Raw genomic sequence first — 25,703 nt, 5'->3', positions numbered from 1 at the left:
TCCGGGGCGGCCCGGGAGCCGGACTCAACGGCCCCCGGGCGGCCCCGGGAAGAACCCGTTCGTCCGCGCCGCGTATTCGGCGAACCCCTCCCGCCCCGCCATGCTCCGCTCCAGCAACCGCTTCCCGCTCCCCCAGATCAGCAGGTAGCTCATCACCACCGGCCCGGCCACCGTCACCGCCGCCACCGGCCAGCTCCCGGCCGCCACCAGGAAGATCCCCCACCAGACGCAGAAGTCACCGAAGTAGTTCGGGTGCCGGGTCAGGGACCAGAGCCCCCGGTCCATGATCTTCCCCTTGTTCGCCGGGTCCGCCTTGAAGCGGGCCATCTGCCGGTCTCCCACGGCCTCGAAGTACAGCCCGACAGCCCATACGGCGCATCCGGCCCAGCCGATCCAGCCCACGCCCCCGGACACGTACATCCCCGCCTGCACCGGCAGCGACACCAGCCACACCAGTGCCCCCTGGAGCAGATACACCATCCGCAACGCGTACAGATTCCGCCGTCCCCCGGGGGCCTTGGCCAGCATCGCCTCGTACCGAGGGTCCTCCCCGTGCCCACGCCCGCGCCACGCGATGTGGAAGGCGAGCCGCAGCCCCCACACGCAGGTCAGCACCAGCAGAAGCAGCCGCCGCCCGTCGTCACCGCCCGAAGCCCCGGACACCGCGTACGACACGCCCGCGACCGCCGCGAACCCGACGCCCCACGCCACATCCACCACCCGGTGCATCCCCACCCGTACCGCCACCGCGAAGGTCACCAGCATCACGGCGAGCGCCGCACCCGCCGCCCACCCGAGCCCCACCGCCCACTCCCCCCACGGAAACCCGCTCACCAGGACTCCTCCTCATCGACTCCGCTGCTTCCCCGCGCGTCCGGCCGCACCGCCAGGATCTGGTCGACGCCCATCCGCCCCTCCGCGAACGCCAGAGCGCCGCCGACCAGGTACAGCCGCCACACCCGGGCGACCTCCTCCCCGACCAGCGCGGTGAAGTCCGCCCAGCGGTCCTCCAGGGTCCGGTGCCACGCCCCGACGGTGCGGACGTAGTGCTCCCGCATCGACTGCACGTGCCGCACCTCAAGCCCCGCGCCCTCCAGCAGCCCGACGGTCTCGCCGAGCGGCCGCATGTGCATGTCGGGCGCGATGTACGACTCGATGAACGCGCCGCCGCCGGGCGCCACCCGCCCCCGCGACATCTGCTGTACGAGCAGCCTTCCCCTCGGCCGCAGCATGACCGCCAACTGGCCCGCGAATCCCGGGTATTCGGCGTCGCCGACGTGTTCGCCCATCTCGACGGTGGCCACCGCGTCGTACGATCCCCGCCCGCCCTCGATGTCCCGGTAGTGGCAGCACCGCACGTCGACGCGGTCGCCGAGCCCGCGCGCCGCGACCTGTTCCCTCACGTACGCGGCCTGTTCGGCGGCGAGGGTGACGGCCGTGACGTGCACGCCGTACCGCTCGGCGGCGTGCAGCGTCAGCGAACCCCATCCGCACCCCACGTCCAACAGCCGTGCCCCCGGCTCCAGCCGGAGCTTCCGGCAGATCAGTTCCAGCTTGTCCCGCTGGGCTTCGACCGCCCCGTACCCGTCCTCCTTCGGACGGGTCCAGTAGCCGCACGAGTACGCCATGGTCTCGTCGAGGAGCAGGGAGTAGAAGGCGTTCGACAGGTCGTAGTGGTGGCTGATCGCATCCCGGTCGCGGCTCCTGCTGTGCAACGCGCCGCCGAGCCTGGCCTCGGAGGCGGGCACGGGCGGGCGCGGCCCCACCGCCCCCACGCGCAGTGCGGTGCGGGCCAAGCGCGCCCGGTCGCGGGCGGTGAGCCGGGGCGGGGCCAGGCGCTGCGCCCGGAAGGCGTCCCAGACCTGGCCGAGCCCGTCCGCGAGGTCGCCCTCCACGTCGAGCGCCCCGGTGACGTACGCACGGGCGAGCCCGAGTTCACCGGGCTGCCACAGCAGGTGCCGCAGCGCCCGCCGTGACCTGAGCACCACGACGGGCCCCTCGCCCTTCGGACCGGCCTCGCTGCCGTCCCAGGCGCGCAGCCGCAGCGGCAGTGGCCCGCCCAGCAGCCGCCCGGCCTCCTCCGCGAGCCGTCCCGCGATCCCCTGACCCGTCATGGCGTGCCCCTCCCCGTTTCCGTGCGTCCCGTGAGCTGAAACTGCCGTACGTCGAGGTACCCGGAGCGGAATCCGGCCTCCGAGTAGGCCAGGTAGAACGACCACATCCGCCGGAACGTCGCGTCGAACCCGAGCGCCTCCACCTCCTCCGCGCGCGCCTCGAACCGGGCCCGCCACAGCCGCAGCGTCTCCGCGTAGTGCACGCCGAAGCCGTCGTCGCGGGTGACGGCGAGTCCGGTGTGCGCGGCGCAGGTGTTCTCCACGGCCGTCACCGAGGGGATGAGCCCCCCGGGGAAGACGTACTTCTGGATCCAGGTGTACGTGTTCCTGCTGGCCCACAGCCGGTCGTGCGGCATGGTGATCGCCTGGAGCGCGATCCTGCCGCCGGGTACGAGCCGCCGTTCCAGGGTGGCGAAGTACTCCGGCCAGAACTCCTCCCCGACGGCTTCGATCATCTCGACGCTGACGACGGCGTCGTACGTGCCTTCGACCTTGCGGTAGTCGCGCAGCAGGACCGTCACCCGGTCCTGGAACCCGGCGTCCGCGATCCGCCGCATCGCCAGTTCGCGCTGCTCGACGGAGAGCGTGACGGTGGTGACGCGGGCACCGCGCGCGGCGGCCCGTATCGCCAACTCGCCCCAGCCGGTGCCGATTTCCAGGACCTCGCTGCCCTCCCTCACCTCGGCGAGGTCGAGCAGCCGGTCGATCTTGCGGTGCTGGGCGGCGGGCAGCAGGTCGTAGGTGGCGGGGAAGCCCCGGAAGACGGCGGAGGAGTAGGTGAGGGTGTCGTCGAGGAAGAGGGAGAAGAGGTCGTTGGAGAGGTCGTAGTGGTGGCTGATGTTGTCGCGGGAGCCCTCGACGGTGTTGCGCCGGGCGTGCGGCTGCTTCACCTCCCACACCCCGCGCAGGCGTTGGAGCGCGGGCGGCACCAGGGTCGCCGCGTTGCCGGCCAGCACGGTGAGCACCCCGACGAGGTCCTCGGCCGTCCACTCTCCCGCCATGTACGACTCGCCGAACCCGATCAGCCCACCGGCCCCGACCCGTCGGTACAGGGCCGCCGGGTCGTGCACCCGCAGGACGGGCCCGCCGGTGCCGAGCCGTCGGCCGTCCCGGAACGTCACGGTCAGCGGCAGCCCGGCCAGCGCGTGCCGGACGATGCCCCGGGCGACGGCGGTACGCACCGGGGACGCCTTCGGCAGCCGGGCGACGTCGGGCCAGCGGGCCGCGTCCACGGGGTGGGTCACCGCGGAAAGCGGGGAGCCACCGGCGGGACGGGCCGACGGGGAGATGGACACGCTCATTCGACACCCTCCTGGGGTTGGTGACGGGGCCGGGGCAGCACCGGCAGTCCGCGCAGGAACAGCCATGCGCCGTGCGCCCGGATCGCGGCGGAGACCGCGAGGGTGGACAGGGGGTGACGGACCGCCGTGCGCAGCAGCGCGCCCGTGGTGGCGGCCGTGCGCTCGCCGCGCACGGTCGCGGTGAAGGGGCGGCCGCCGTCCCGTTCGAGTTGGACGGTCAGGCCCAGCCGCTCCCCGGGTTCGGGCAGCCGCATCCGGTAGCGGCCGTCGACGGGGAAGAACGGCGAGACGTACAACTCCTTTTCCACGTGCGCCAGTTGACCTTCTCCGAGGTCGCTCGGCAGCAGATAGCAGTGGCGCTCGCCGTACGTGTTGTGGACCTCGGCGACGACGCAGCGCAGGGTGCCCGCACGGTCGTGGCACCAGTACAGGGTGAGCGGATTGAAGACGTGTCCGAGGACGCGGGCGTGCGCCAGCATCGTGACGGGCCCGCCGTGGAGGTCGATGCCGCGTGCGGCGAGGAACCTCTCCAGTCCGGCACGGATGGTGGGCGCGGTGCCGCCGAAGTGGTCGCGGGCGTCGAAGCGCGCCAACGGCCGCAGGGGGCGCGGGAGTCGGGGAGGCCGGTCCGGGTCGACGTACCACAGGTAGGTGCGGTGGCGGACGGTGTGGCGCAGGGGTGCGGTGCGGGCGTGGGCGACGGTGCACCGGTAGAGGGCGGGGGCTCGCAGGCCCGGAGCGGTGTCCTGTCCGGTTCCGGTACGCATCACCAGTCCACCCCCAGCGCGGCGGCGGCCATGACGCCGGAGCGGCAGCCGTCCTCGTGGAAACCCCAGCCGTGGTAGGCCCCCGCGTAGGCGGTGGTGGCGGAGTTGAGGGCGGGCAGCTCGGCCTGGGCCGCCACCGACTCGGGTGTGTAGACGGGGTGTTCGTACGTCATCCGCGCCACCACCCGGCCCTGGTCGACGGTTTCCTCTCCGCCCAGCGTGACGACGTACCGCTCGGGGGCGTCGAGGCGCTGGAGGCGGTTCATGTCGTAGCTGACGTGGACCCGGTCGGCGCCCGAAGTGCAGGACGGCATCAGGTAGTTCCAGGACGCCCGGGCGCGAGGGCTGCGCGGCAGGACGCTGGTGTCGGTGTGCAGCAGGGTCGGGTTGCGCGAGTACCGGAACGCGCCGAGCACACGCCGTTCGGCCTCGGTCGCGTCGGCGAGCAGCCGCAGCGCCTGGTCCGGGTGGACGGCCACGACCACCCGGTCGTACGGGAGCGTGGTGCCGTCCTCGGTGGTCACCTCCACCCCGTCGGCGTGCCGCCTCAGCGCCCGCACGGGGGTGGCGGTGTGCACGGCGTCGAGCTGCTTGGCGGCCCGCTCGACGTACTCCCTCGACCCGCCGACGACGGTCCGCCAGGCGGGCGAGCCGCCGACGGAGAGCATCCCGTGGTGGGCGAGGAAGCGGAAGAGGTACCGGGCGGGGTAGCGCAGCGAAGTCGCCGGGTCGCACGACCAGACGGCGGAGACGAGCGGCGTGAGGAAGTGCGCGACGAAGTACGCGGAAAACTTCCCCCTCCGCACGAACTCCCCCAGCGTCAAACCGTCGTGGGCGCCGTGTTCCATCAACTGCCGTGCCCTGCGGTGGAAGAGCGGCACCTCGGCGAGCATCCGCAGATAGGCGGGCCGCACGGCGTTGCGCGGCTGCGCGAACAGCCCTCCCGGTCCGCGCGCCCCCGCGTACTCCAGGCCGCACCCCTCGCACCGTACGGACATGCTCATCTCGGACTCCTGGGTCTCCACGCCGAGTTCCCCGAAGAGCCGCAGCAGATGCGGGTACGTACGCCTGTTGTGGACGATGAAGCCCGAGTCGACGCGGTGCACACGCCCGTCGGCGGACGGCACGTCGTGGGTGTGGGCGTGCCCGCCGAGGCGGGGTTCGGCGTCGTACAGGGTCACGTGGTGGGCGCGGGAGAGCACGTGCGCGGCGGTGAGCCCGGCCACTCCGCCGCCGACGACAGCCGTACGGATGGCGGTGCCCGCCCCCCGGTCCCCGGCCCGCGATCTCATGCCGGTGCCTGACATATGTCCTCCCGCTGTATACGGTTCACAGCCACCATTCGGAGCGGCGGGCCGTGCGGATTGGCCGACGCCCCGAACGAAGGAAGAAGTCATTCCGACCAATCCACGGGCCCCTCCCGCGCCGAACCTCTTGCGTGAGCGGAAAACGCGGAAAGCTACGCACCATCGCCAGCGCGACCAGCGGCCTGATCGCCGCCTTCGCGTCGCTGTGCGCCGCCGAGCTGGCGGCTGTGGCCGTACGCCCCGAGGCCGGACCGGTTCCGGCGGTGGGCGGTGCGGTCGTGGACCGTACGCCCGCAGCGGTGAAGGACTTCGCGGTCCGCACCTTCGGCACGGCCGACAAGCTGGTCCTCCAGCTGGGCATCCTCGCCCTGCTGGCCCTCTTCGCCGTGGCCGTCGGCCTCCTCGCCACCCGCCACCGCCGCACGGCGGCCCTCCTCGTGTTCGCCTTCGGCGCGCTGGGCGCGTGGGCGGCGGTGTCCCGCCCGGAGGGCCGCCCGCTGGACGCTCTGCCGTCGCTGCTGGGCGGGGCGGCGGGCGCGGCGGTGCTGCTCCTGCTCACGTCGAAGCTGGGCGCCGGGACGGATGCGGCGCCCGGGACCGGACCGGCCACCGGCACGGGGAACGTGGGCTCCCCGGACTCCGGCCCGGTCGGGTCCGAGGCGGCCGGAAGCACGTCGGAGGAACACCTCCCGGCCGCCTCGCCCGGGCGGGGGCGGGCACCTGCGGAATCCGCCCCCGCTCCTGCCTCTGCCCCCGCCCCCGCCTCTGCCCCTGCTCCTGCTCCTGCTCCTGCGGAGGCCACCCCGGGCACGGCCCCGGAACTCCCCCGGAACATGTTCCCGAACGGCTCCCGCACCGATCCCCCGCTCCCCACCGACGCTCCCGAGCACCCGACCGGCGGCACGGCGGACCCGGCCGCCACCGATCCCGCGCACCCGGCCGACGATCCCGCGGGCCCCGCCGCCCCCGGCACCCCCCGCCCCTTCGACCGGCGCGCCTTCGTCCTCACCGCCACCGCGGCCGTCGCCGCATCGGCCGGTGCGGGGCTCATCGGCCGTCGCCTCAACTCCGACCGGCAGGCGGGCGCCGCCACGGCCCGCTCCCGGATCACCCTCCCCGAGCCCACCGACCTCGCCCGCCCCCTCCCCCCGGGAGCCGACCTCCGCCTCCCCGGCCTGAGCCCCTTCACCACGCCCAACCGGGACTTCTACCGAGTCGACACCGCCCTCGTCGTCCCCCGCGTCGACGCGACCCGGTGGCGGCTCACCCTCCACGGCAGGGGCCTCTCCACGCCCCTCACGTACACGTACGCGGATCTCCTCCGCCGCCCCCTGATCGAGCGCGACATCACCCTGACCTGCGTCTCCAACCAGGTCGGCGGCCCGTACGTCGGAACCGCCCGCTGGATCGGCGTGCGCCTGGCCGACCTCCTGCGCGAAGCCGGTGTACGGCCGCCCTCCTCCGGCGGTCCCGCCGACCAGCTCGTCGCCCGCTCGGTCGACGGCATGACGCTCGGCTCACCCGTCGAGACGGTGATGGACGGACGCGACGCCCTCCTCGCCCTCGGCATGAACGGCGAGCCGCTCCCCTTCGACCACGGCTTCCCGGTCCGGATGCTGGTGCCCGGCCTGTACGGCTACGTCTCGGCCTGCAAGTGGCTCCAGGACCTCGAACTGACCACCTTCGACGACTTCGACGCGTACTGGGTGCGCAGGAGCTGGGCCCGCGAGGCCCCGATCAAGACCCAGTCGCGCATCGACACCCCGCGCCCCTTCGCCTCACCGAAGGCGGGCCGGGTCGTGGTCGCCGGGGTGGCGTGGGCCCAGCACCGGGGCATCGCCCGGGTCGAGGTGCGGGTCGACGGCGGCCCCTGGCAGGACGCCGCACTCGCCGCCGAGACGAGCCGCGACACCTGGCGGCAGTGGAGCTGGCCCTGGCAGGCCACTCCCGGCAACCACTCCCTCGAAGTCCGCGCGACGGACCGTGCGGGCGACACCCAGACGGAACGCCGTACGGGAACCGTTCCCGACGGCGCGACCGGCCTGCACTCGGTGGTGGTCACCGTGCCCTGACCCCACCGCCCCCGGACCACACACCACACCCTTCATATCCATCAACTCACGCACCATCCAAGGAGAACGCCATGAGCACCACCCGCACCCCCCTCGCCCGCCGCGCAGCCCTCACCGTGTCCGCGGTCGCCCTCCTGCCCCTCGCCCTCACCGCCTGCTCGACCTCCGAGAAGTCCACGGACGCCGCGGGCTCCTCGTCCTCCCCCACCAAGGAGGCGAGCATGGGTTCCACCCCGTCCGACACGACCGCGATGAGCGGCCCGTTCGGTCCGGGCTGCGCGGGCGTCCCCAAGGAGGGCGCGGGCAGCTTCGACGGGATGGCCAAGGACCCGGTGGCCACCGCCGCGTCGAACAACCCGGCCCTGTCCACCCTGGTCACCGCCGTGAAGAAGGCGGGCCTGGTCGACACCCTCAACAACGCCGAGAACATCACCGTGTTCGCCCCCACCAACGACGCCTTCGCCAAGCTGCCCAAGGCCGACCTGGACGCCGTCCTCGCCGACAAGGCCAAGCTCACCAGCATCCTCACCTACCACGTGGTCGGCCAGAAGCTGACCCCGAAGCAGCTGGAGACGGGCACCTACCCGACACTCCAGAAGTCCACCCTGACCACCGCGGGCTCGGGCGAGTCCTACAAGGTCAACGACACCTCGTCCGTGGTCTGCGGCAACGTCCCCACCGCCAACGCCACGGTCTACATCGTCGACACCGTCCTGATGCCGAAGAGCTGAATCACCGCCCGTACGCTCGCCCCAGGGAAGAGGAGCGCACGACTCCCGGGGCGAGCAGGGCGATCGGCACGGTCGTCGGCTCGGCCGTCGGCGACGCACTGGGCGCGCCCTTCGAGTTCCAGCTCGGGGGCGCGTTCCGCGTGCGCTGCGGACCGGGTACGGGCGCGACGTGCGGGGCGGCGGCTGGGACCCGGGCCCGGCCACGGAGTTCAACGGCGCGCTCCGGCCCTGCCTGGGCTCGGCACTCTGGGCCCTGCGTACGACGACCACCGTCGAGGACGCGCTGCGCGAGGCGATCGACCTGGGCGGCGACACGGACACAGTCGCGGCACTGACCGGCACGCTCGCAGGCGCGGCCTACGGCGCATCCGCCCTCCCCGCCCGCTGGACGGACCCCCTCCACGCCCCCTCCCGGGCTTCGGCGACCGGGTCCCCCACACCCCCGGACCTCCGCCGCCTGGCCCTCGCCCGGTGGCAGCACGCCCCGTGTGGGGGCGCGGGGCGGTGTCGGTGTGCGGGCCCGCCCGGCCACGATCAATCGGCACGTACGAACCCCCCATACCCTTGACCCCACCATGCCCCGCAGACCCCGCCGCCCCACCACAGCCGTCTCCCCCCTCCCTCAGCGCCTCGGCATCGACGCTCTCCACCTCACGCTCCCGCCCGTCGGCGACGACTCCCCGCCCACCGTCCGCGAGCACCTCATCGCCCGTCTCGCCGCCGCGGGCCCCGGCACCGTCGACCGCATGCTCGACGAGGGCGCGTTCGTCACCGCCGACGGCACCTCCCTCGCCGCGGACGCCCCGTACGCCCCCGGCCTGCACCTCTGGTTCCACCGCGTCCTCGCCCCGGAGCCCCCCGTCCCGTTCCCGATCGAGGTCCTCCACCGGGACGCCCGCATCCTGATCGCCGACAAGCCCCACTTCCTCGCCACCACCCCCCGTGGCGCCCACATCACCCAGACCGCCCTCGCCCGCCTCCGCCACGACCTGGACCTCCCCACGCTCAGCCCGGCCCACCGTCTAGACCGCCTCACCGCCGGGGTGCTCCTCCTCGTCATCGACCCGACCGCCCGGGGCGCGTACCAGAACCTCTTCCGCGACCGCCACGTCACCAAGCGGTACGAGGCGCTGGCCGCGCACAGACCCGCTCTCCCCCTCCCCCGCACCGTCCGCAGCCGCATCGAGAAGACACCCGGCATCGTCGCCGCCCGCGAAGTCCCCGGCGAACCCAACAGCGAAAGCCGCATCGAACTCCTCGACCACCGGGGCGACATGGCCCGTTACCGCCTCACCCCCCACACCGGCCGCACCCACCAGCTCCGCGTCCACATGAACGCCCTGGGCCTCCCGATCCTCGGCGACCCCTACTTCCCCACCCTCACCGACCCCGCCCCCCACGACTTCACCAGGCCCCTCCAACTCCTCGCCCGCACCCTGGAGTTCACCGACCCGATCACGGGCACCCACCACCGCTTCGAAAGCCGCCGCACCCTCCAGGCATGGACCGACCCCGAGGGCTGGGCCACCGGCACATAGCAGAGGGCCCCGGCCGGAATTCCCGACCGGGGCCCCGCACGACGATCCGCGCTAACCCACCGAGCTAACCCACCGAGCTGTACGCCACCACGCCCCGCAGCACCGCGTCCACGGCCTTGCGCGCGTTCTTGCCGACCGTGCTGTCCTCCCGGGGAGCCGCGGCCGCGACCTGCCCGAGCACGTCGATCACCTGCTTGCACCACCGTACGAAGTCCCCGGCAGGCATCTCCGCCTCCCGCAGCACCTCGTCGAGCCCCTTGCCCGAGGCCCACATGAACACCGCCCACGCGAACCCCAGATCGGGTTCCCGCTGGCCGACGCCCTCGGTCTGGTTGATCCGGTGGTCCTCCTCCAGGGCGTCGAGGCGCCCCCAGATGCGGACCATCTCACCGAGTGCCTCCTTGGCCGCCCCACCGGGCACCTTCGGCGCCACCGCGTCGTCGGACTGCCGTGCCTCGTACACCAACGCCGAGACGCACGCGGCGAGTTCGGCCGGGCTCAGGCCCTCCCAGACCCCGTCCCGCAGACACTCCGAAGCGAGCAGGTCCAGCTCCCCGTACAGCCGGGCCAGCCGCTTGCCGTGCTCCGTCGCCTCGTCGCCGCGCAGGTAGTCCAGCTCGGTCAGCAGTGCGTAGATCCGGTCGAAGGTGCGGGCGATCGTGTTCGTCCGCCCCTCGATCCGCTGCTCCAGCTGCCGGGTGTCGCGCTGGAGCCGGTAGTACCGCTCCGCCCACCGGGCGTGGTCCTCGCGCTCGTCGCAGCCGTGGCAGGGGTGGGCGCGCAGGGCCGTCCGCAGCCGGGCGATCTCCCGGTCGTCGGCCGCCGCCGCCCGCCCCTTGCGGTGCCGGTCGGGCGCGATGTGCCCCGCCTTGGTCCGCAGCTGCGAGGCCAGGTCCCGCCGCGACTGCGGCGAGCGGGGGTTGAAGGACTTCGGGATGCGCATCCGCTCCAGCGCCTCCACCGGCACCGGGAAGTCGATCTCCGCGAGCCGCTTGACCTGCCGCTCGGCGGTCAGCACCAGCGGGCGCGGCCCGTCGTGATGCTCGAAGCCCCGCCGGTGCCCGTTGGTGCGGCCCGCCGGAACCCCCGGGTCCAGCACCAGGGCGAGCCCCGCGAACTTCCCCGTCGGTACGTGGATGACGTCGCCGACCCTCAGCTTCTCCAGCGACTCGGCCGCCGCCACCCGCCGCTGGGCAGCGCCCTGCTTGGCGAGTTCCGTCTCCCGGTCCTTGAGGTCGCGGCGCATCCCCGCGTACTCCTGGAAGTCCCCGAGGTGGCAGGTCATGCCCTGCTCGTATCCCTCAAGTCCCTCTTCGTTGCGCTGCACCTGCTTCGAGATGCCGACGACCGACTTGTCCGCCTGGAACTGCGCGAACGACGTCTCCAGGAGCTCCCGCGAGCGGTGCCGCCCGAACTGCTGGACCAGGTTCACGGCCATGTTGTACGACGGCTTGAAGCTGGACCGCAGCGGATACGTGCGGGTGCCCGCGAGCCCGGCCAGGGCGCTCGGGTCCATGCCGCGCTGCCACAGCACCGCCGCGTGTCCCTCGACGTCGATGCCGCGCCGCCCGGCCCGCCCGGTGAGCTGCGTGTACTCGCCGGGGGTGATGTCGGCGTGCTGCTCGCCGTTCCACTTGACGAGCTTCTCCAGGACGACGGACCTGGCGGGCATGTTGATGCCGAGCGCCAGGGTCTCCGTCGCGAAGACCGCCTTGACCAGCCCCTTCACGAACAGTTCCTCGACGACCTCCTTGAAGGTCGGCAGCATGCCCGCGTGGTGCGCGGCGATGCCCCGCTCCAGGCCCTCCAGCCACTCGTAGTAGCCGAGTACGTGGAGGTCCTCGCCGGGAATGGAAGCCGTCCGCTCCTCGACGATCTCGCGGACCCGCTGCCGGGCGTCCTCGTCGTTGAGCCGCAGGCCCGCGTACATGCACTGCTGGACGGCGGCCTCACAGCCCGCCCGGCTGAAGATGAACGTGATCGCGGGCAGCAGACCCGCGGAGTCGAGCCGCTCGATGACCTCGGCCCGGCTCGGCGTCCAGATCCGCGTCCTGGACCGGCGCTCCCGCTCCCGGTCGGCCTCGCGGACCATCTTGCCCTTGCGGCGGTCGCGCGGGTTGTACGTCTTCTGGTTCTCCAGGCGGGCCATCCGCAGCAGATCGGGGTTGACCTCGCGGCGGCCCCCGCGCCCGTCGTCGGACTCCTCGAAGAGGTCGTACATCTTCCGCCCGGCCAGCACGTGCTGCCAGAGCGGCACGGGCCGGTGCTCGGAGACGATGACGGCGGTGTCGCCGCGCACGGTGTCCAGCCAGTCGCCGAACTCCTCCGCGTTGGACACGGTCGCCGACAGCGACACCAGCGTCACGGACTCCGGAAGGTGAATGATCACCTCTTCCCACACCGCGCCCCGGAAGCGGTCGGAGAGGTAGTGCACCTCGTCCATGACCACGTACGCGAGGCCGAGCAGCGACTGCGAGCCCGCGTAGAGCATGTTGCGGAGCACCTCGGTGGTCATGACGACCACCGGCGCGTCCGCGTTGACGCTGTTGTCACCCGTCAGCAGCCCGACCTTGTCCGCGCCGTAACGCTTCACGAGGTCCTGGTACTTCTGGTTGGACAGCGCCTTGATGGGCGTGGTGTAGAAGCACTTGCCGCCCTGCGTGAGGGCGAGGTGCACGGCGAACTCGCCGACGATCGTCTTGCCCGAGCCGGTGGGTGCCGCGACCAGCACGCCCTTGCCCGACTCCAGCGCCTGGCATGCCTCGATCTGGAAGGGGTCCAGGTCGAATTCGTACAGGGCGCGGAAGGGGGCGAGCGCGGTGGCGTCCTCGGCGGCGCGGATCCGGGACGCGGCGTATCGCTCGGCTGGTGAGAGGTCCTCTGTCATCTTGTCTTCGAGCCTACCCGCCACCTGTGACACTCAGCCCGATCTTTATTCACCCGTGGAATCCGGCCGCCCGCCGCGTGCGGGAACGGCCTCCGGGACCAGCACCCGCACGGCCCCGGCACGCACACGGCGGTCAGCGGCAGCGCCCCGGTCAGGTGATGTCGTCGTAACCGTTGAGCTGCTTCGGGCTGCGGCCGTTCGCCTGCTCCGGCAACGCGCGCCGTCCACCGGAGGCCACCGGCTCGATCTCCCCCACCGCCTCAGGTGTGAGGTCGAGCGCGGACGCCTCGTCGTCGTCCAGCAGGGCGTCCGGGTTGTTCCGCTCCCGGCGCTTGTCGTTGAGCAACGCGATGCCCACCGCGATGAAGTACAGGACGATGATCGGCCCGGACAGGGCCAGCATGCCGACCGGGTCGGTCGAGGGGGTCGCGAGCGCGCCGAAGACGAAGACGCCCATCAGGACCGCCCGCCACCAGCGGACCATCTGCTTGCCGGTGACGACCTTCGCGAAGTTCAGCATGATCATGACGAGCGGCACCTCGAAGGCGACGCCGAAGACCAGGACCATGCGGACGGAGAAGTCGAGGATCGTGTCCAGGGACAGCAGGTTCTCGAAGCCGTCCGGCGTGATGCCCAGCAGCACCTTGAAGCTCACCGGCAGCACCACGTACGCCGTGTACGCGCCGGCGACGAACAGCGGAGCCGCCACAGCCACGAACCAGTACGTGTACTTCTTCTCGTTCCGGTGCAGACCGGGGGCGATGAACGCCCACAGCTGGTAGAGCCAGACCGGCGCGGAGACGACCACACCGGTCAGGAAACTGACCTTCACCGTGGTGGAGAAGGGGGACAGGATGTCCATGTAGGTGAGGTTGGCGCAGGAACCGCCGGTCCTGATCCCGCCCGGCGTGCACTTGGGCACCGGGTCGGTCAGGAACGCGATGATCTCGTTGCTCCAGAAAAGGGCGACGATGCCGATCACGACGACCGCGAGGACCGCCACGGCAAGCCGGTTGCGAAGCTCACGCAGGTGCTCCCCGAGCGGCATCCGCCCCTCGGGATCCTTTTCCTTCACCTGCTTGCGGGCAAACTTGAGCAACCCACGTCCTCATCTCGTGTAACAGGCAGCCGTCACCTTGCGGACTGCCCGCATCGGCCCGGTGTCAGCGCTTGACGTCGGTCGGCTCGGTCACCGGACGGGAGGTCACGTCCCCCGGAGCGGCCTTGATGGTGCGCGGAGCGTCGTCCTCCGGCTTGGCGTCCTTCGACGGCGGGTCCGCGGGGGCGCTCGCCTGCTGGCCGCCCTCGGACTTCATCGCCTTGGCCTCGCTCTTGAGGATGCGGGCGGACTTGCCGAGCGAACGCGCCATGTCGGGAAGCTTCTTCGCACCGAACAGCAGCAGGATCAGCAGGGCAATGATGATCAGTTCGGGGGCGCCGATCTGACGGAACATAGTGGGACCTTCTCACCGAGGCGGCGGGGTGGGAGTGGAGCGTGTGGCCGGACAGGTGTCCGGCCCTTCGTACTGTCAGCGATCGTAACCCCCCGGAGTAAACACAGGGCAATGCCCGTGCGTACTCCGGATTGCGGCCCGTGCCTCGCTCCCGGCACCGCAGTCACTGAGCGTACCGCTCCCGCAGACAGGCACGGAGGACGCGGTTCCGCCACCGCCCGGGCCTCTACCGCAGCGCCTCGCCGGTCCGCGCCAGGCCCTCGGCCGACCGCTCCAGATCCTCGGCCGCGACCGTGATCCGCCGCGAGGACTCGGCGACCTGCCGCCCGAGGCGGCGGACTTCGACGAAGACCCGGACCGCCAGCACGCCGAGCACGGCGAGTCCGAGGAATCCGAGGGCGATGGCGAGCATGGGCCAGAACATGAGAAGGAGCCTAAGGGGTCGGGCGGGTCTTCAGAGCGCGGAGTGGAGGCGCAGCGTCCGGACACCGCCGCGCGTGAGAAGTTCCACGATCCGCTCCCCCGCCGGCTTGCGGACCGCGTCGCCGCACTCGGGGCAGGTGAAGGAGTAGAAGGTCGTACGGCGGCTGCCGCCGATCGCGAGGCGCAGCCCGCCCGCGTCCAGCTCGAAACGGGCCCGGCAGTGCGGGCAGGCCGCCTTGAAGAGGACCGCCCCGACGGGGGCGGCCGCACTGACAGGACCAGACATCACTGACATGTCCCAGCTCTTCTCTGTGGTTGCGTCACACCAGGGCGGACCCGCCGGACTCCGCCCGGCCGCACCCGCCCGCACCTTCCCTAAACGAGTGAACCCGGCCCGTCGTACGCCGTGAGCGCGTCCCGCGCCGCCTCCCGGGCACTGACGGCGAGCCCGACCGGCGACACGATCCGCCCGTCCCTGCCCAACCGCAGCGCCAACCGCCTGAGCGAGGTCGGGTCGGGGGTGCGCAGCGTGACCCGCAGCCCCCCGTCGGGCAGCTCCTCGGCACTGTCGTGCGGGTAGTACTCGGCGACCCAGCGCCCGCCGGGCCCCACCTCGACCACCACCTCCGGATCCTCCGCGGCGGGCTGCACGAGCCCCTCCGAAAGGTCCCGCAGCTCGATCTCCGGCGGCGCGGACGGCTCGTCGAGCAGCTTGATCTCGGCGACCCGGTCCAGCCGGAAGGTGCGCCGCGCCTCCGACAGACGGCACCACGCCTCCATGTACGTGTGACCCACCGCGAACAGGCGGATCGGGTCCACCTCGCGCTCGGTCAGCTCGTCCCGGGCAGGCGAGTAGTACCGCAGCCACAGCCGCCGCCGCTCCGAGATCGCGCGGTCGACGTCCGCGAAGACCCCGCCCTCCGACTCGAACGTCACCGACAGACGGGAACTCGCCCCGGCCGCCTCACCGGCCGCCGCCTCCAGCTTCGCGGTCGCCCGCAACAGAGCCTGCCGGTCGCCCTCGCGCAGCCCGGGCAGCGTGGAGACCGCACGCGCCGCCACCAGCAACGCCGTCGCCTCGTCCGCCGCGAGACGCAGCGGCTCCGCCACGTCGTCCGGGTTGTGCCACCAGATGCGCTCGCCGTCGGTGTCGATGTCCAGGAGGTCCCCGCCCCGGAAGCTGGTCCCGCACATCGGCAGCACGTCCAGGTCCGAGATCAGCTCGTCCTGCGTGATCCCGAACGCCCGCGCCACATCCTCGATGTGCGCGCCGGGCCGCTCCCGCAGATACGTCACCAGCGACAGCATCCGCCGCGTCTGGTCAATCGCGTTCGTCGCCATGAAAAACCGCTCCGCCCCTCAGCCCTTGGCCACGGCACGCAGCCGGTCCACGACGTCCGCCCGCAGATCCGCGGGCTCCAGCACCACCACGTCAGGACCGAACTCCACCAGCCACGCGTCCAGACCGTGACCGTACGGAATCGCCAGCTCGTCCCACCCGTCACCCAGCTCCCGCACCGCGGTCGCCCGAGCACGCAACGGATACCCGGATCCGGCACGCAGCTTGATCAGCGCACTGCGCGTCGCGGTCTCCCCCGCCCAGCTCTCCACCGTCTCGCGCACCGTCACCACGTCCGGCACCTCGGCGGTGAACTTCCCCGCCCGCGAACGCACCTTCCCGGTGATCCGCGACAGCCGGAACACCCGCTCCGCACCCCGGTCGCGGTCCCAGCCCGCCAGGTACCAGTGACCCCGCCAGCACTCCAGCGTCCACGGCTCCACCTGCCGGGGCTCCGGCCGGGCCGCCGTCGCCTTGCGGTAGTCGAAGACCACGGGCCGCCGGTCCCGGCACGCCAGCATCAAAGGTTCGAACGCCGCCTCGTGTACCGGAATCCTCGGCTCCAGCGCACTGTGCTGCTGCGTCGCGTACGGATCGTCCGCCTCCGGCATCCCGGCGGCACGCAGCTTCTGGAGCGCGCCCGACGCCGCACCCGCGAGCCGGGCCTGCTGCCACACCTTCGCGGCGAGCCCCAGCGCGGCGGCCTCCTCGGCGTCGAGCTGGATCGCGGGCAGCCGGTTGCTGTCCCGGCGGGCCAGGTACCCGGCGTCACCGTCCAGGTTCTCCACCGTGTCGATGACCAGCCCGAGCTCGCGCAGATCGTCCTTGTCGCGCTCGAACATCCGGTTGAAGGACTCCTCGTTGCCCGCCTCCAGGTAAGCCTCGATGGACTCCTTCAACTCACGCTTGCTGAGCGGGCGCCGCGTCCCCAGCAGGCACAGCGCCAGGTTCATCAAACGCTCGGCCTTGGCAATCGCCATCGACGCCCTCTCTCCCCGGAAGCGCGCCACGAACCATCCGGACGCTACGACCGTCGACCGTACCGCCCCGGGGTGTCGCCGCAAAAGCCGAGGGCTCATCTGGTACGGCCGCGAGCCCCCCGCCCCGGCACACGACGAGGGCCCCCGCCCACCAGGCGGAGGCCCTCGAACCGCGTCACGCCACACGCCCGGCGGCGTACCACCGCGCTCAGCGCTCAGCCGCGTACGAACACGGCGATCAGACGGACACCAGGTCGCAGACGAAGATCAGCGTCTCGCCCGGAGCGATCACACCGCCGCCCGCACCACGGTCGCCGTAGCCCAGGTGCGCCGGGATGGTCAGCCGACGACGGCCGCCGACCTTCATGCCCTGCACGCCCTGGTCCCAGCCCTTGATGACCTGACCGGCACCGAGCTGGAACTCCAGCGGGTTGCCGCGGTTCCACGAGGCGTCGAACTCCTCACCGGTCGAGAACGCCACGCCCACGTAGTGAACCTTGACGTAGGCACCGGCCTTGGCCTCGGGGCCGTCGCCCTCCCAGATGTCCACGATCTGAAGTTCCGTGGGAACGGGACCCTCGGGGAAGTCGATCTCGGGCTTCTCGATGCTCACAGCTCTGCTCCTACTTCGCACATGTCGGACAACGCGACAGTCTCGCACGGCCCCCGAGAGAGCCGCATGCCCGGCCGCGTCGGACCGCCGGACAACGGACATCCGTCCGTCAGACGGTGCCGACGATGTCGATGACGAAGACCAGGTTGTTCTTGGCCAGCTCGTGCCCCTGAGACTTCCCGTACGCCTGGTCCACCGGAATGCTCAGCAGCACCCGGTCCCCGACGTGCTTGCCGACCAGACCCTTGTCCCAGCCCGGAATGACACCGCCGACACCGATCGGGAACGCCGTCGCACCGCCGTGGTCCCAGGAGGAGTCGAACTTCTTGCCGTCCTCCCACTTCACACCGGTGTACTGGGCGACCAGACCCTCACCGGCCTTCACCTCGGCACCCGACCCCTTGATCAGGATCTGCTCCTTGAGCTCCTTCGGGGCCTTCTCACCCTTCGGGACGGTGATCGTCGCGGCCTTCTGGCCCGCCGCCTTCACCTCGGGCATGCCCTCGGCGGGAGCCGCCTGCTCACCCTTCGCCTCGGCCTTCTTGTCGAACGTCTTCGCACCCACGATGTCGACGACCCACACCAGACCGTCCTGCGGAGTGATCCCCGACTGCGGGTTCAGCTGCTCGCCGATGAGCGCCTTCGCCGTGCCCTCGATCTCCACCCGGCTGCCGACCTTCTTGCCCGCCAGCGACTCCATCACCTTGGACGGCAGCATCTGACCGGGCTGCGAGATGTCCTGCACCACCTGCATGCGCGCCGCCTTCGGGTCCGCACCCGGCTGCTTCATCCAGGTCGAACCCAGCGTCTGGCCCTTCATCGTCTTGCCCGCGAAGTCCAGCCGCACGATGTCGGTCTTCGTCACCGCGGCACCCGTGCCCTCGGACACCGTCTTCACGACGACCTTGTCCGGCGCCTTCGCGTCCTTCGCCACATCGATCTTCGGCTCGTCACCGAACTTCCCGGAAACCTTCGCCACGGCCTCGGCGGACACGGTCTTCGACCCGTCGTCCTTGCCGTCCTTGGTGTCGGACCCACAGGCAGCGGTCAGGAACAGAGCGGGCACCGCCAGTGCGACAGCGGCACGACGGGCAGTCTTCTTGAGGATCATCAGTCCAACTCGCGGTAGGGGGTCCGGGCAGTCCCGCCACTCTACGACCTGGCCCCAGCGCCACCACGAGCACCGACACGGCCGAGGACCGGAGCGATTGCGCTCCGGCCCCCGGCCGTGTCCTTCCGGCTCCCGCCGGCCTGTCCCGTCCCGCCGCTACATCCCGGCGATCAACTTCTCCACCCGGTCGTCCACCGACCGGAACGGGTCCTTGCACAACACCGTGCGCTGCGCCTGGTCGTTCAGCTTCAGATGCACCCAGTCGACCGTGAAGTCCCGGCGCTGCTCCTGCGCCCGCCGGATGAAGTCACCCCGAAGGCGCGCCCGCGTCGTCTGCGGCGGCACCGACTTGCCCTCGAAGATCTTCAGGTCGTTGCAGATCCGCGCCGCCTGCCCCTTCTTCTCCAGCAGGTAGTACAGACCCCGACGCCGGTGGATGTCGTGGTAGGCGAGGTCGATCTGCGCGACCCGCGGATGCGACATCGTCATGTTGTGCTTCGCCCGGTACCGCTCGATCAGCTTGTACTTCATGACCCAGTCGATCTCGGTGCCGATCCGGTCCAGGTCCTCCGCCTCGATCGCGTCGAGCGCCCGGCCCCACAGCTCCAGAACCTTGGCCACGTTGCCCTCGCGGATACCGCGACGGTCCACGAAGTCCACGGCCTTCTCGTAGTACTCGCGCTGCACCTCCAGCGCGGACGCCTCCCGCCCGCTCGCCAGACGCACCTTCCGCTGACCCGTGATGTCGTGCGAAACCTCACGGATCGCCCGGATCGGGTTCTCCAGCGTCAGGTCCCGCATCACCGTGCCCGCCTCGATCATCCGCAGCACGAGATCCGTCGCGCCGACCTTCAGCAGCATCGTCGTCTCGGACATGTTCGAGTCGCCCACGATGACGTGCAGCCTGCGGTAGCGCTCCGCGTCCGCGTGCGGCTCGTCACGCGTATTGATGATCGGCCTCGAACGCGTCGTCGCGGAACTGACACCCTCCCAGATGTGCTCCGCCCGCTGACTCACGCAGTACACCGCACCACGCGGCGTCTGCAGCACCTTCCCCGCGCCACAGATCAGCTGACGCGTCACCAGGAACGGAATCAGAATGTCCGCGAGCCGGGAGAACTCGCCGTGCCGCGCCACCAGGTAATTCTCGTGGCAGCCGTAAGAGTTCCCGGCGGAATCGGTGTTGTTCTTGAACAGGTAGACGTCGCCCGCGATTCCCTCCTCGTGCAGGCGGCGTTCGGCGTCGACGAGCAAGCCTTCGAGAATGCGCTCACCGGCCTTGTCGTGAGTGACCAGCTCGGTCAGGTTGTCGCACTCGGGAGTTGCGTATTCCGGATGCGATCCCACGTCGAGGTACAGGCGGGCGCCGTTCCGCAGGAAGACGTTGCTGCTGCGGCCCCATGACACAACACGGCGGAAGAGGTAGCGCGCCACTTCGTCAGGAGACAGTCGGCGCTGTCCCCTGAACGTGCACGTGACGCCGTACTCGTTCTCCAGCCCGAAAATGCGGCGGTCCATGTCTGAACATTACGCCTGATGGCCTGAGCTGAAACCGGGTTCGACCTCACCGATTCGATCATTTTCAGAAGCCCCGGCGATGTTTACGAGGGTCGCACCGCCCTCACGAACCTGAGGAACCGTCAACACCCGGCGCGTCGACACCAGAACCAGCAGCGCCAGCACCCCGCCGACCGCCGCCACACCGAAACTCGCCGCCGTCCCCCCGAGCTCCACCGCGGGCCCCGCGACACCCGTACCCACCGCCGAACCCACACCGAACGTCGTCACCAGCCACGAGAACGCCTCCGTCACCGTCCCCCGCGGCGCATGACGGTCCACCACGATGAACGCACACGCCAACGCCGGCGCCAGGAACACCCCCGCCACCCCCGCCAGCACACTCATCGCCACGATCCCCGGCGTCAGCATCAACGGCACGTACCCCGCCGCCAACAACGCCACGATCACCAGCAACCGCGGCTCCGGAACCCCCGCCCACTGCCGCGCCCCGTACACCAGACCACCCACCAGCGCACCAAGACCCAACGCCGCCATCAGCACCCCGTACACCCACGTCTTCCCGTGGTCGTCCCCGTACGCCACCCCCGCCACGGTGATCGAACCCAGCGCCGTCCCCACGAAGAAGAACGACCCCAGCAGCGCCAGCAACCCCGGCGAACGCAACGCCCCCAGCCAGTGCGCCTCACGCGGCGCCGACCGCCACGTCCGCGACGGCTCCGACACCACCACCGACAACGCGCCCAGCACACCGATCCCGTTGATCACCAACAGCGCCGCCGCCGGAGACCACAGCGACACCAGCACCGTCACCAGCAGCGGACCGACCGTGAACATGATCTCCTGCGCCACCGCGTCCATCGCGTACGCCCGGTGCACCTTGTCGCCGTCGCCCAGCACGCCCGGCCACAGCGCCCGCAGCCCGCCCTCCAGCGGCGGCGTGAACAGCCCCGCCACCACCACCGCCGCGTACGCGAACACCGGGTGACCGATCCCCGACACGCACAGCAGCAGCACGCCCAGCGCCGACAGGAACGCCGCCGGAAGCTGCACCCTCGGCTGCCCCTTCAGGTCCACCGCCCGCCCCAGCAGCGGCTGCCCGATCGCGTTCGACACCCCGTACACCGCCGCGAGCGCACCGCCCAGCGTGTAGCTGCCGCCCTCCGCCCGCGTGAACAGCATGATCGCGATCGGCGCCGTCGCATTCGGCAACCGCCCCACCAAGGTGCCCGCCAGCAGACGCGCGGCATGCCGCGTCCGGAGGAGTTCGCCGTATCCCGCGGCCATCCGTACCACCCTTCACCACCCCGGAACCGCCCGCCCGGACGAAGGGGTTTTACGTATAACTACCGCCGTCATACGTACCATGTACCCACTCCACAGGTCCACCCAGAACCCCCGCCCAACAGCCCCCGCACCACCGCCCCGCCCACCCGCCGCAACCCACGGCACCCGCCCGACGGGACCACCGTCGCCCCACCCGTCCGAACCAGCACCACCTCGCAGCACCACATGCACCCCCGCTCCGCCCACCCGCCACAACCCCGCCGCACCCGCACGACGGGACCACCGTCGCCCCACCCGTCCGAACCAGCACCACCTCGCAGCACCACATGCACCACCCCACGGCACCCGCCACCACCCCCAGCCCCACCCACGACGCCCGCCTCCACCTCCGGCACCCGCCCGGCGGAACCCCGCGCCCGGCACCACCCCCGTCCTACAGCCCCGCCAGTCCCACCCGCCCCACAGCCCCACCCGGCGAAGCCCGCACCGCCCCGTGGCACCTTCCCGAGCACCCGGTGACCACCCCGCCTCACCCACCCGTCAAGACCCGCGCCAGCCCCGCCCCGCCCAGCAGAACCAGCCCCGCCACCCCGTACGGAGAACCCCGGTGACCACCCCCGCACGCCCCACCCGCACCGTCCCCACCAGCAGGGACGTCGCCAGGGCCGCCGGCGTCTCCCAGGCCACCGTCTCCCTCGTACTCGGCGACAAGTGGCAGGGCCGCGTCTCCCCCGGCACCGCCGCCCTCGTCCGCGACGCCGCCGCCGAACTCGGCTACCGCCCCAACCAGGCCGCCCGCAGTCTCCGCCTCGGCAACACCCGCACCGCCCTCCTCGTCGTCCCCGCCCTCACCAACGAATTCTTCGCCCGCGTGTACACCGGAGCCGCCGCCACCGCGGCGGAACAGGGCTTCGGCGTCGTCCTCTACCCCTCCCCCGACGGCACCGGCCCCGCCCGCGACCCCTTCGCCTCCGCCCGCACCACCCTCGACGGCGTCATCGCCTCCTCCATGGCCACCCACGCCCTCGGCGCCCTGCACACCGCCGGCCTCCCCCTCGTCATGCTCGACAGCGACCCCGCCGACGCCACAGGACCCGCCCCCGGAGCCGCCGCCCACGTCAACCTCGCCCTCGCCGACGGCACGCACCAGGTCGCCCGCCACCTCCTCGGCCTCGGCCACCGCCGCTTCGTCCACCTCGCCTCCGCCGTCGACACCTGGACCTTCCACGTCCGCGCCCGCGCCCTCGCCACAGCACTCCCACCCGGCACCACCCTGCACACCGTCCACTCCGCCCTCGACGTCCACAGCGCCCGCGCAGCCCTGGAGACCCTGGAAACCACCCTCACCTCCCCCACCGACCGCCCCACCGCCGTCATCTGCGACGACGACATCCTCGCCGCCGGAGCCTGCAAGGCCCTGCGCCGCCTGAACCTCCGCGTCCCCGACGACGTCTCCGTCACCGGCTTCGACGACCTCGCCCTCGCCACCGCCGTCGAACCCGAACTCACCACCGTCCGCCTCCCCGCCGAACAGGTCGGCCAACGCGGCATGGCCGCCCTCCTCGCCGTCCTCGACGGCCGCACCCCCGACAGCACCGACCTCCCCGTCGAACTCGTCGTACGCGGCTCCACGGCACCACCGCCCGCCCCCTGACACACGTATGGCCCCGGACCGCAGTTCCCCGGTCCGGGGCCACACACAGCACGCTCGCGGGCCTACTCCTCCTCGGTGTCCGAAGGCACCTCGGTCGGCGCCGACGCATCACCGTCGGCCTCCAGCAGACGCGACAACTGCCGCCCCACGATCCGCTTGAACTTCCGCTGCTGCGGCCGCGTACGGTCCAGCACCGCCACCTCAAGCCGCTCCGCCGGAATCTCCCGCTCCGTACCGTTGGTGTCCCGCGACAACGCCTGCACGGCCAGCTTCAACGCCTCCGCCAGACCCATGTCGTCACGGTGCCGCTGATCCAGATAACTACTGATCTGCTCCGCGTTGCCACCGACCGCGACCGAACCGTGCTCGTCCACGATCGACCCGTCGTGCGGCAACCGGTAGATCTGGTCACCCTCGGGCTCGGCCCCGACCTCGGCGACCACCAACTCCACCTCGTACGGCTTCTCCGCATTGCTGGAGAAGATCGCACCGAGCGACTGCGCGTACACATTCGCCAGACCGCGCGCCGTCACATCGTCACGGTCGTACGTGTACCCCCGCAGATCGGCGTACCTGACACCACCGATCCGCAGATTCTCGTACTCGTTGTACTTACCGGCGGCCGCGAAGCCGATCCGGTCGTAGATCTCGCTGAACTTGTGCAGCGCACGGGACGGGTTCTCGCCGACGAAGACGATGCCGTCGGCAAACTGCAGCACAACCAGGCTGCGTCCACGGGCGATGCCCTTCCGGGCGTATTCCGCCCGGTCGGCCATGGCCTGCTGGGGTGAGACATAGAACGGCGTCGACACCGGCTATCCGTCCCTTTCTGTCAGAGGCGAAAACATGAAAGAAGCTCGGGAAACTCAGAGGAGCGCGGCACGCGGGCCGTCGGGCTGCTCCATACGCTTCTCCAGAATCACCCGCGCCAACTCGGCGCACTCGTCGTCCGTCAAGCGCCGGAAACCGTCCTCCGTGATGACCGTCACGATCGGATAGATACGCCGCGCCACATCGGGACCACCGGTCGCCGAATCGTCGTCCGCCGCGTCATAGAGCGCCTGAACGACCAGAGTGGTCGCCTCCTGCTCCGACAGGTCCTTCCGGTACAGCTTCTTCATCGAGCCGCGCGCGAACACGGAACCCGACCCGGTGGCCGCGTACCCGAGCTCTTCCGAACGGCCGCCCGTGACGTCGTACGAGAAGATCCGGCCCTTCTCACGGTCGACGTCGTAACCCGCGAAGAGCGGCACAACGGCCAGCCCCTGCATGGCCATTCCGAGATTCGACCGGATCATGGTCGAGAGGCGGTTCGCCTTGCCTTCGAGCGAGAGCTGCGCGCCCTCGACCTTCTCGAAGTGCTCCAGCTCCAGCTGGAAGAGCTTCACCATCTCGACGGCCAGACCGGCCGTGCCCGCGATCCCGACCGCCGAGTACTCGTCGGCGGGGAAGACCTTCTCGATGTCGCGCTGAGCGATCATGTTCCCCATGGTCGCGCGCCGGTCACCGGCGAGGACCACCCCGCCGGGGAACGCGGCGGCCACGATGGTCGTCCCGTGCGGGGCTTCGATGACGCCCTGCAGGGGCGGCAGCACCCGGTTGCCGGGGAGCATCTCGGGCGAGTGCTCGTTCAGGAAGTCCATGAACGAGGACGACCCGGGCGTCAGGAAGGCAGCTGGTAGACGCCCGGTGCTACGAGTGTTGGCTTCCACGCGTTTCCCTCCAGGTATGCGATGGCCCGACGAATAGTGTCGGGATCATCCCCCAACTTGCCGATGGCCACGTTGCAGTTGAAGCACAGTACGCCTCGGACCCTACCCGTCTTATGGCAGTGATCCACATGGACGGCAGGGGCCTTCAGACAGATCGTGCAGACCCCCGCCTGCGAGGCGATCATTTCGTCGCGCTGAGCTTCGGTGATGCCGTACGAGCGCATCAGGTGGCTCGCTCGACCTTCGGCAGCCCTGCACGCCTTGCAGCGCGTCGCCAGGCCGTCGGAGGTTTTGGCGCTGCGGTGCCATTCACTGTGCGGCTTTACCTCACCGCATTGTCGGCACCGTTTATGACCGGGCTCCACGGGTGGATACTTGAGCTCCCGACGTTCTTGCCGTTTCCGCTTATCCCAGTCCTTGGCATATTGCCGCATGCAGGGTTTGCAATAGTCCTGGAGCCCATCATCCCTGCCGGAATGCCGCCCGAACTGATCACACGACAGTGCAGAATGACAACGCGCGCAGCGCTTCAGCTGGAAAGATTCGGACATTGTCCGTTTTGTCCTACTCTCCGCCCTTTTGCACGAATCCCCGAACGAACTCCTCTGCGTTCTCCTCGAGCACATCATCGATTTCGTCGAGAACAGAGTCCACGTCGTCCGAAAGCTTTTCCTGCCGCTCCTTGAGGTCTTCCGAGCCCTGCGCCTCCGCAGTCTGCTCCTCGGTCTCCTCGGTGGAACGCGTCGCCTTCTGCTGTCCGCCGCCAGTGTCCTTGGTCGCCATCTCTACCTCACCCCGCTCGGTTAGACGCTTTTGATTCCGGTGGTTAACCGGTCCCTTGATCCGACCCTATAACCAGGGTCTGACATTCGCCTCGTACTTGTCTGATTCCCAC

Annotated in this window: 25 protein-coding genes; 5 read left to right on the top strand and 20 right to left on the bottom strand. The window is 70.9% G+C overall.

Annotation, left to right across the window (positions count from 1 at the left end; genetic code table 11):
• Window positions 1–24 precede the first annotated feature (24 nt).
• Genes OG897_RS12720 through OG897_RS12700 form a run of 5 tightly spaced genes read right to left on the bottom strand, consistent with a single transcriptional unit; the run spans window position 25 to window position 5,489 of the window.
• On the bottom strand, window positions 25–834 hold the full coding sequence (locus tag OG897_RS12720; RefSeq protein WP_266655810.1) for a DUF1295 domain-containing protein: 810 nt from the start codon (window positions 832–834) through the stop codon (window positions 25–27).
• The gene (locus OG897_RS12715) at window positions 831–2,114 is read right to left on the bottom strand and encodes a cyclopropane-fatty-acyl-phospholipid synthase family protein (RefSeq protein WP_266655808.1); all 1,284 of its coding nucleotides are present in this window, start codon (window positions 2,112–2,114) and stop codon (window positions 831–833) included. The genes OG897_RS12720 and OG897_RS12715 overlap by 4 nt, the downstream gene beginning before the upstream one ends.
• Entirely contained in the window at window positions 2,111–3,415 is a 1,305-nt protein-coding gene (locus OG897_RS12710; protein WP_266655806.1) for a cyclopropane-fatty-acyl-phospholipid synthase family protein, read from the bottom strand. The genes OG897_RS12715 and OG897_RS12710 overlap by 4 nt, the downstream gene beginning before the upstream one ends.
• Window positions 3,412–4,182, bottom strand: a complete 771-nt coding sequence (locus OG897_RS12705; protein ID WP_266655804.1) for a DUF1365 domain-containing protein — start codon at window positions 4,180–4,182, stop codon at window positions 3,412–3,414. The genes OG897_RS12710 and OG897_RS12705 overlap by 4 nt, the downstream gene beginning before the upstream one ends.
• Window positions 4,182–5,489 carry an NAD(P)/FAD-dependent oxidoreductase gene (locus tag OG897_RS12700; protein ID WP_266655802.1) on the bottom strand — a complete coding sequence of 436 codons (1,308 nt, stop codon included), beginning with the start codon at window positions 5,487–5,489 and terminating at the stop codon, window positions 4,182–4,184. Before OG897_RS12700 ends, OG897_RS12705 begins: the two co-directional genes overlap by 1 nt.
• 131 nt (window positions 5,490–5,620) lie before the next feature.
• On the opposite strand from OG897_RS12700, the gene OG897_RS12695 reads away from it, so the two are divergent.
• The 4 genes from OG897_RS12695 (at window position 5,621) to OG897_RS12680 (ending at window position 9,830) form a co-directional block, all read left to right on the top strand.
• Complete coding sequence (locus OG897_RS12695; protein ID WP_266655800.1) at window positions 5,621–7,561, top strand: molybdopterin-dependent oxidoreductase; 1,941 nt, start codon at window positions 5,621–5,623, stop codon at window positions 7,559–7,561.
• Between the two features lie 71 nt (window positions 7,562–7,632).
• A complete protein-coding gene (locus tag OG897_RS12690) occupies window positions 7,633–8,292 on the top strand; it encodes a fasciclin domain-containing protein (RefSeq protein WP_266655798.1) in 660 nt (219 codons plus the stop codon).
• Between the two features lie 169 nt (window positions 8,293–8,461).
• Window positions 8,462–8,860: an ADP-ribosylglycohydrolase family protein gene (locus OG897_RS12685; RefSeq protein ID WP_266655796.1), complete on the top strand. Its 399-nt coding sequence runs from the start codon at window positions 8,462–8,464 to the stop codon at window positions 8,858–8,860.
• 7 nt (window positions 8,861–8,867) lie between these two features.
• A complete protein-coding gene (locus tag OG897_RS12680; protein WP_266655794.1) occupies window positions 8,868–9,830 on the top strand; it encodes a pseudouridine synthase in 963 nt (320 codons plus the stop codon).
• Between the two features lie 64 nt (window positions 9,831–9,894).
• Here OG897_RS12680 and OG897_RS12675 read toward each other — a convergent pair whose 3' ends face one another.
• The 11 genes from OG897_RS12675 to OG897_RS12625 all read right to left on the bottom strand — a co-directional run bounded on the left by OG897_RS12675 (window position 9,895) and on the right by OG897_RS12625 (window position 21,442).
• Complete coding sequence (locus OG897_RS12675) at window positions 9,895–12,717, bottom strand: RNA helicase (protein WP_266655792.1); 2,823 nt, start codon at window positions 12,715–12,717, stop codon at window positions 9,895–9,897.
• A gap of 151 nt (window positions 12,718–12,868) precedes the next feature.
• Window positions 12,869–13,816 (bottom strand): twin-arginine translocase subunit TatC, encoded by a 948-nt coding sequence (tatC, locus tag OG897_RS12670; protein WP_266655790.1) that lies wholly within the window; start codon window positions 13,814–13,816, stop codon window positions 12,869–12,871.
• A gap of 64 nt (window positions 13,817–13,880) precedes the next feature.
• A complete protein-coding gene (tatA, locus tag OG897_RS12665; RefSeq protein ID WP_266655788.1) occupies window positions 13,881–14,171 on the bottom strand; it encodes a Sec-independent protein translocase subunit TatA in 291 nt (96 codons plus the stop codon).
• Window positions 14,172–14,397: 226 nt separating this feature from the next.
• Entirely contained in the window at window positions 14,398–14,595 is a 198-nt protein-coding gene (locus OG897_RS12660) for a hypothetical protein (RefSeq protein ID WP_266655786.1), read from the bottom strand.
• A gap of 30 nt (window positions 14,596–14,625) precedes the next feature.
• On the bottom strand, window positions 14,626–14,889 hold the full coding sequence (locus OG897_RS12655; protein WP_266655784.1) for a hypothetical protein: 264 nt from the start codon (window positions 14,887–14,889) through the stop codon (window positions 14,626–14,628).
• 80 nt (window positions 14,890–14,969) lie between these two features.
• Window positions 14,970–15,935, bottom strand: a complete 966-nt coding sequence (locus OG897_RS12650; protein WP_266655782.1) for a YafY family protein — start codon at window positions 15,933–15,935, stop codon at window positions 14,970–14,972.
• 18 nt (window positions 15,936–15,953) lie between these two features.
• Window positions 15,954–16,913, bottom strand: a complete 960-nt coding sequence (locus tag OG897_RS12645; RefSeq protein WP_266655780.1) for a YafY family protein — start codon at window positions 16,911–16,913, stop codon at window positions 15,954–15,956.
• 238 nt (window positions 16,914–17,151) lie between these two features.
• A complete protein-coding gene (locus OG897_RS12640; RefSeq protein WP_266655778.1) occupies window positions 17,152–17,526 on the bottom strand; it encodes an FKBP-type peptidyl-prolyl cis-trans isomerase in 375 nt (124 codons plus the stop codon).
• A 109-nt stretch (window positions 17,527–17,635) separates the two neighbouring features.
• Window positions 17,636–18,637 carry an FKBP-type peptidyl-prolyl cis-trans isomerase gene (locus OG897_RS12635; protein WP_266655776.1) on the bottom strand — a complete coding sequence of 334 codons (1,002 nt, stop codon included), beginning with the start codon at window positions 18,635–18,637 and terminating at the stop codon, window positions 17,636–17,638.
• A gap of 156 nt (window positions 18,638–18,793) precedes the next feature.
• Window positions 18,794–20,155, bottom strand: coding sequence for a Pup--protein ligase (pafA, locus tag OG897_RS12630; RefSeq protein WP_189828438.1), 1,362 nt, complete (start codon window positions 20,153–20,155; stop codon window positions 18,794–18,796).
• A gap of 9 nt (window positions 20,156–20,164) precedes the next feature.
• Window positions 20,165–21,442, bottom strand: coding sequence for an MFS transporter (locus OG897_RS12625; RefSeq protein WP_266655774.1), 1,278 nt, complete (start codon window positions 21,440–21,442; stop codon window positions 20,165–20,167).
• Between the two features lie 607 nt (window positions 21,443–22,049).
• On the opposite strand from OG897_RS12625, the gene OG897_RS12620 reads away from it, so the two are divergent.
• Window positions 22,050–23,096, top strand: coding sequence for a LacI family DNA-binding transcriptional regulator (locus OG897_RS12620; RefSeq protein WP_266655773.1), 1,047 nt, complete (start codon window positions 22,050–22,052; stop codon window positions 23,094–23,096).
• Window positions 23,097–23,158: 62 nt separating this feature from the next.
• Here the strand turns inward: OG897_RS12620 and prcA are convergent, their stop codons facing one another.
• The 4 genes from prcA to OG897_RS12600 form a co-directional block, all read right to left on the bottom strand.
• Window positions 23,159–23,908 (bottom strand): proteasome subunit alpha, encoded by a 750-nt coding sequence (gene prcA, locus OG897_RS12615; protein ID WP_266655771.1) that lies wholly within the window; start codon window positions 23,906–23,908, stop codon window positions 23,159–23,161.
• Window positions 23,909–23,962: 54 nt separating this feature from the next.
• On the bottom strand, window positions 23,963–24,808 hold the full coding sequence (gene prcB / locus OG897_RS12610; protein ID WP_266655769.1) for a proteasome subunit beta: 846 nt from the start codon (window positions 24,806–24,808) through the stop codon (window positions 23,963–23,965).
• Entirely contained in the window at window positions 24,760–25,242 is a 483-nt protein-coding gene (locus OG897_RS12605) for an endonuclease VII domain-containing protein (RefSeq protein WP_266656802.1), read from the bottom strand. The genes prcB and OG897_RS12605 overlap by 49 nt, the downstream gene beginning before the upstream one ends.
• Window positions 25,243–25,372: 130 nt before the next feature.
• A complete protein-coding gene (locus OG897_RS12600; protein WP_189828432.1) occupies window positions 25,373–25,591 on the bottom strand; it encodes a ubiquitin-like protein Pup in 219 nt (72 codons plus the stop codon).
• Window positions 25,592–25,703 lie beyond the last annotated feature (112 nt).

The organism is Streptomyces sp. NBC_00237, from assembly GCF_026342435.1.
Classification (GTDB): Bacteria; Actinomycetota; Actinomycetes; order Streptomycetales; family Streptomycetaceae; genus Streptomyces.
The sequence above is the reverse complement of the archived record's forward strand: the minus strand, read 5'-3'. Positions and strand labels throughout refer to the sequence as shown.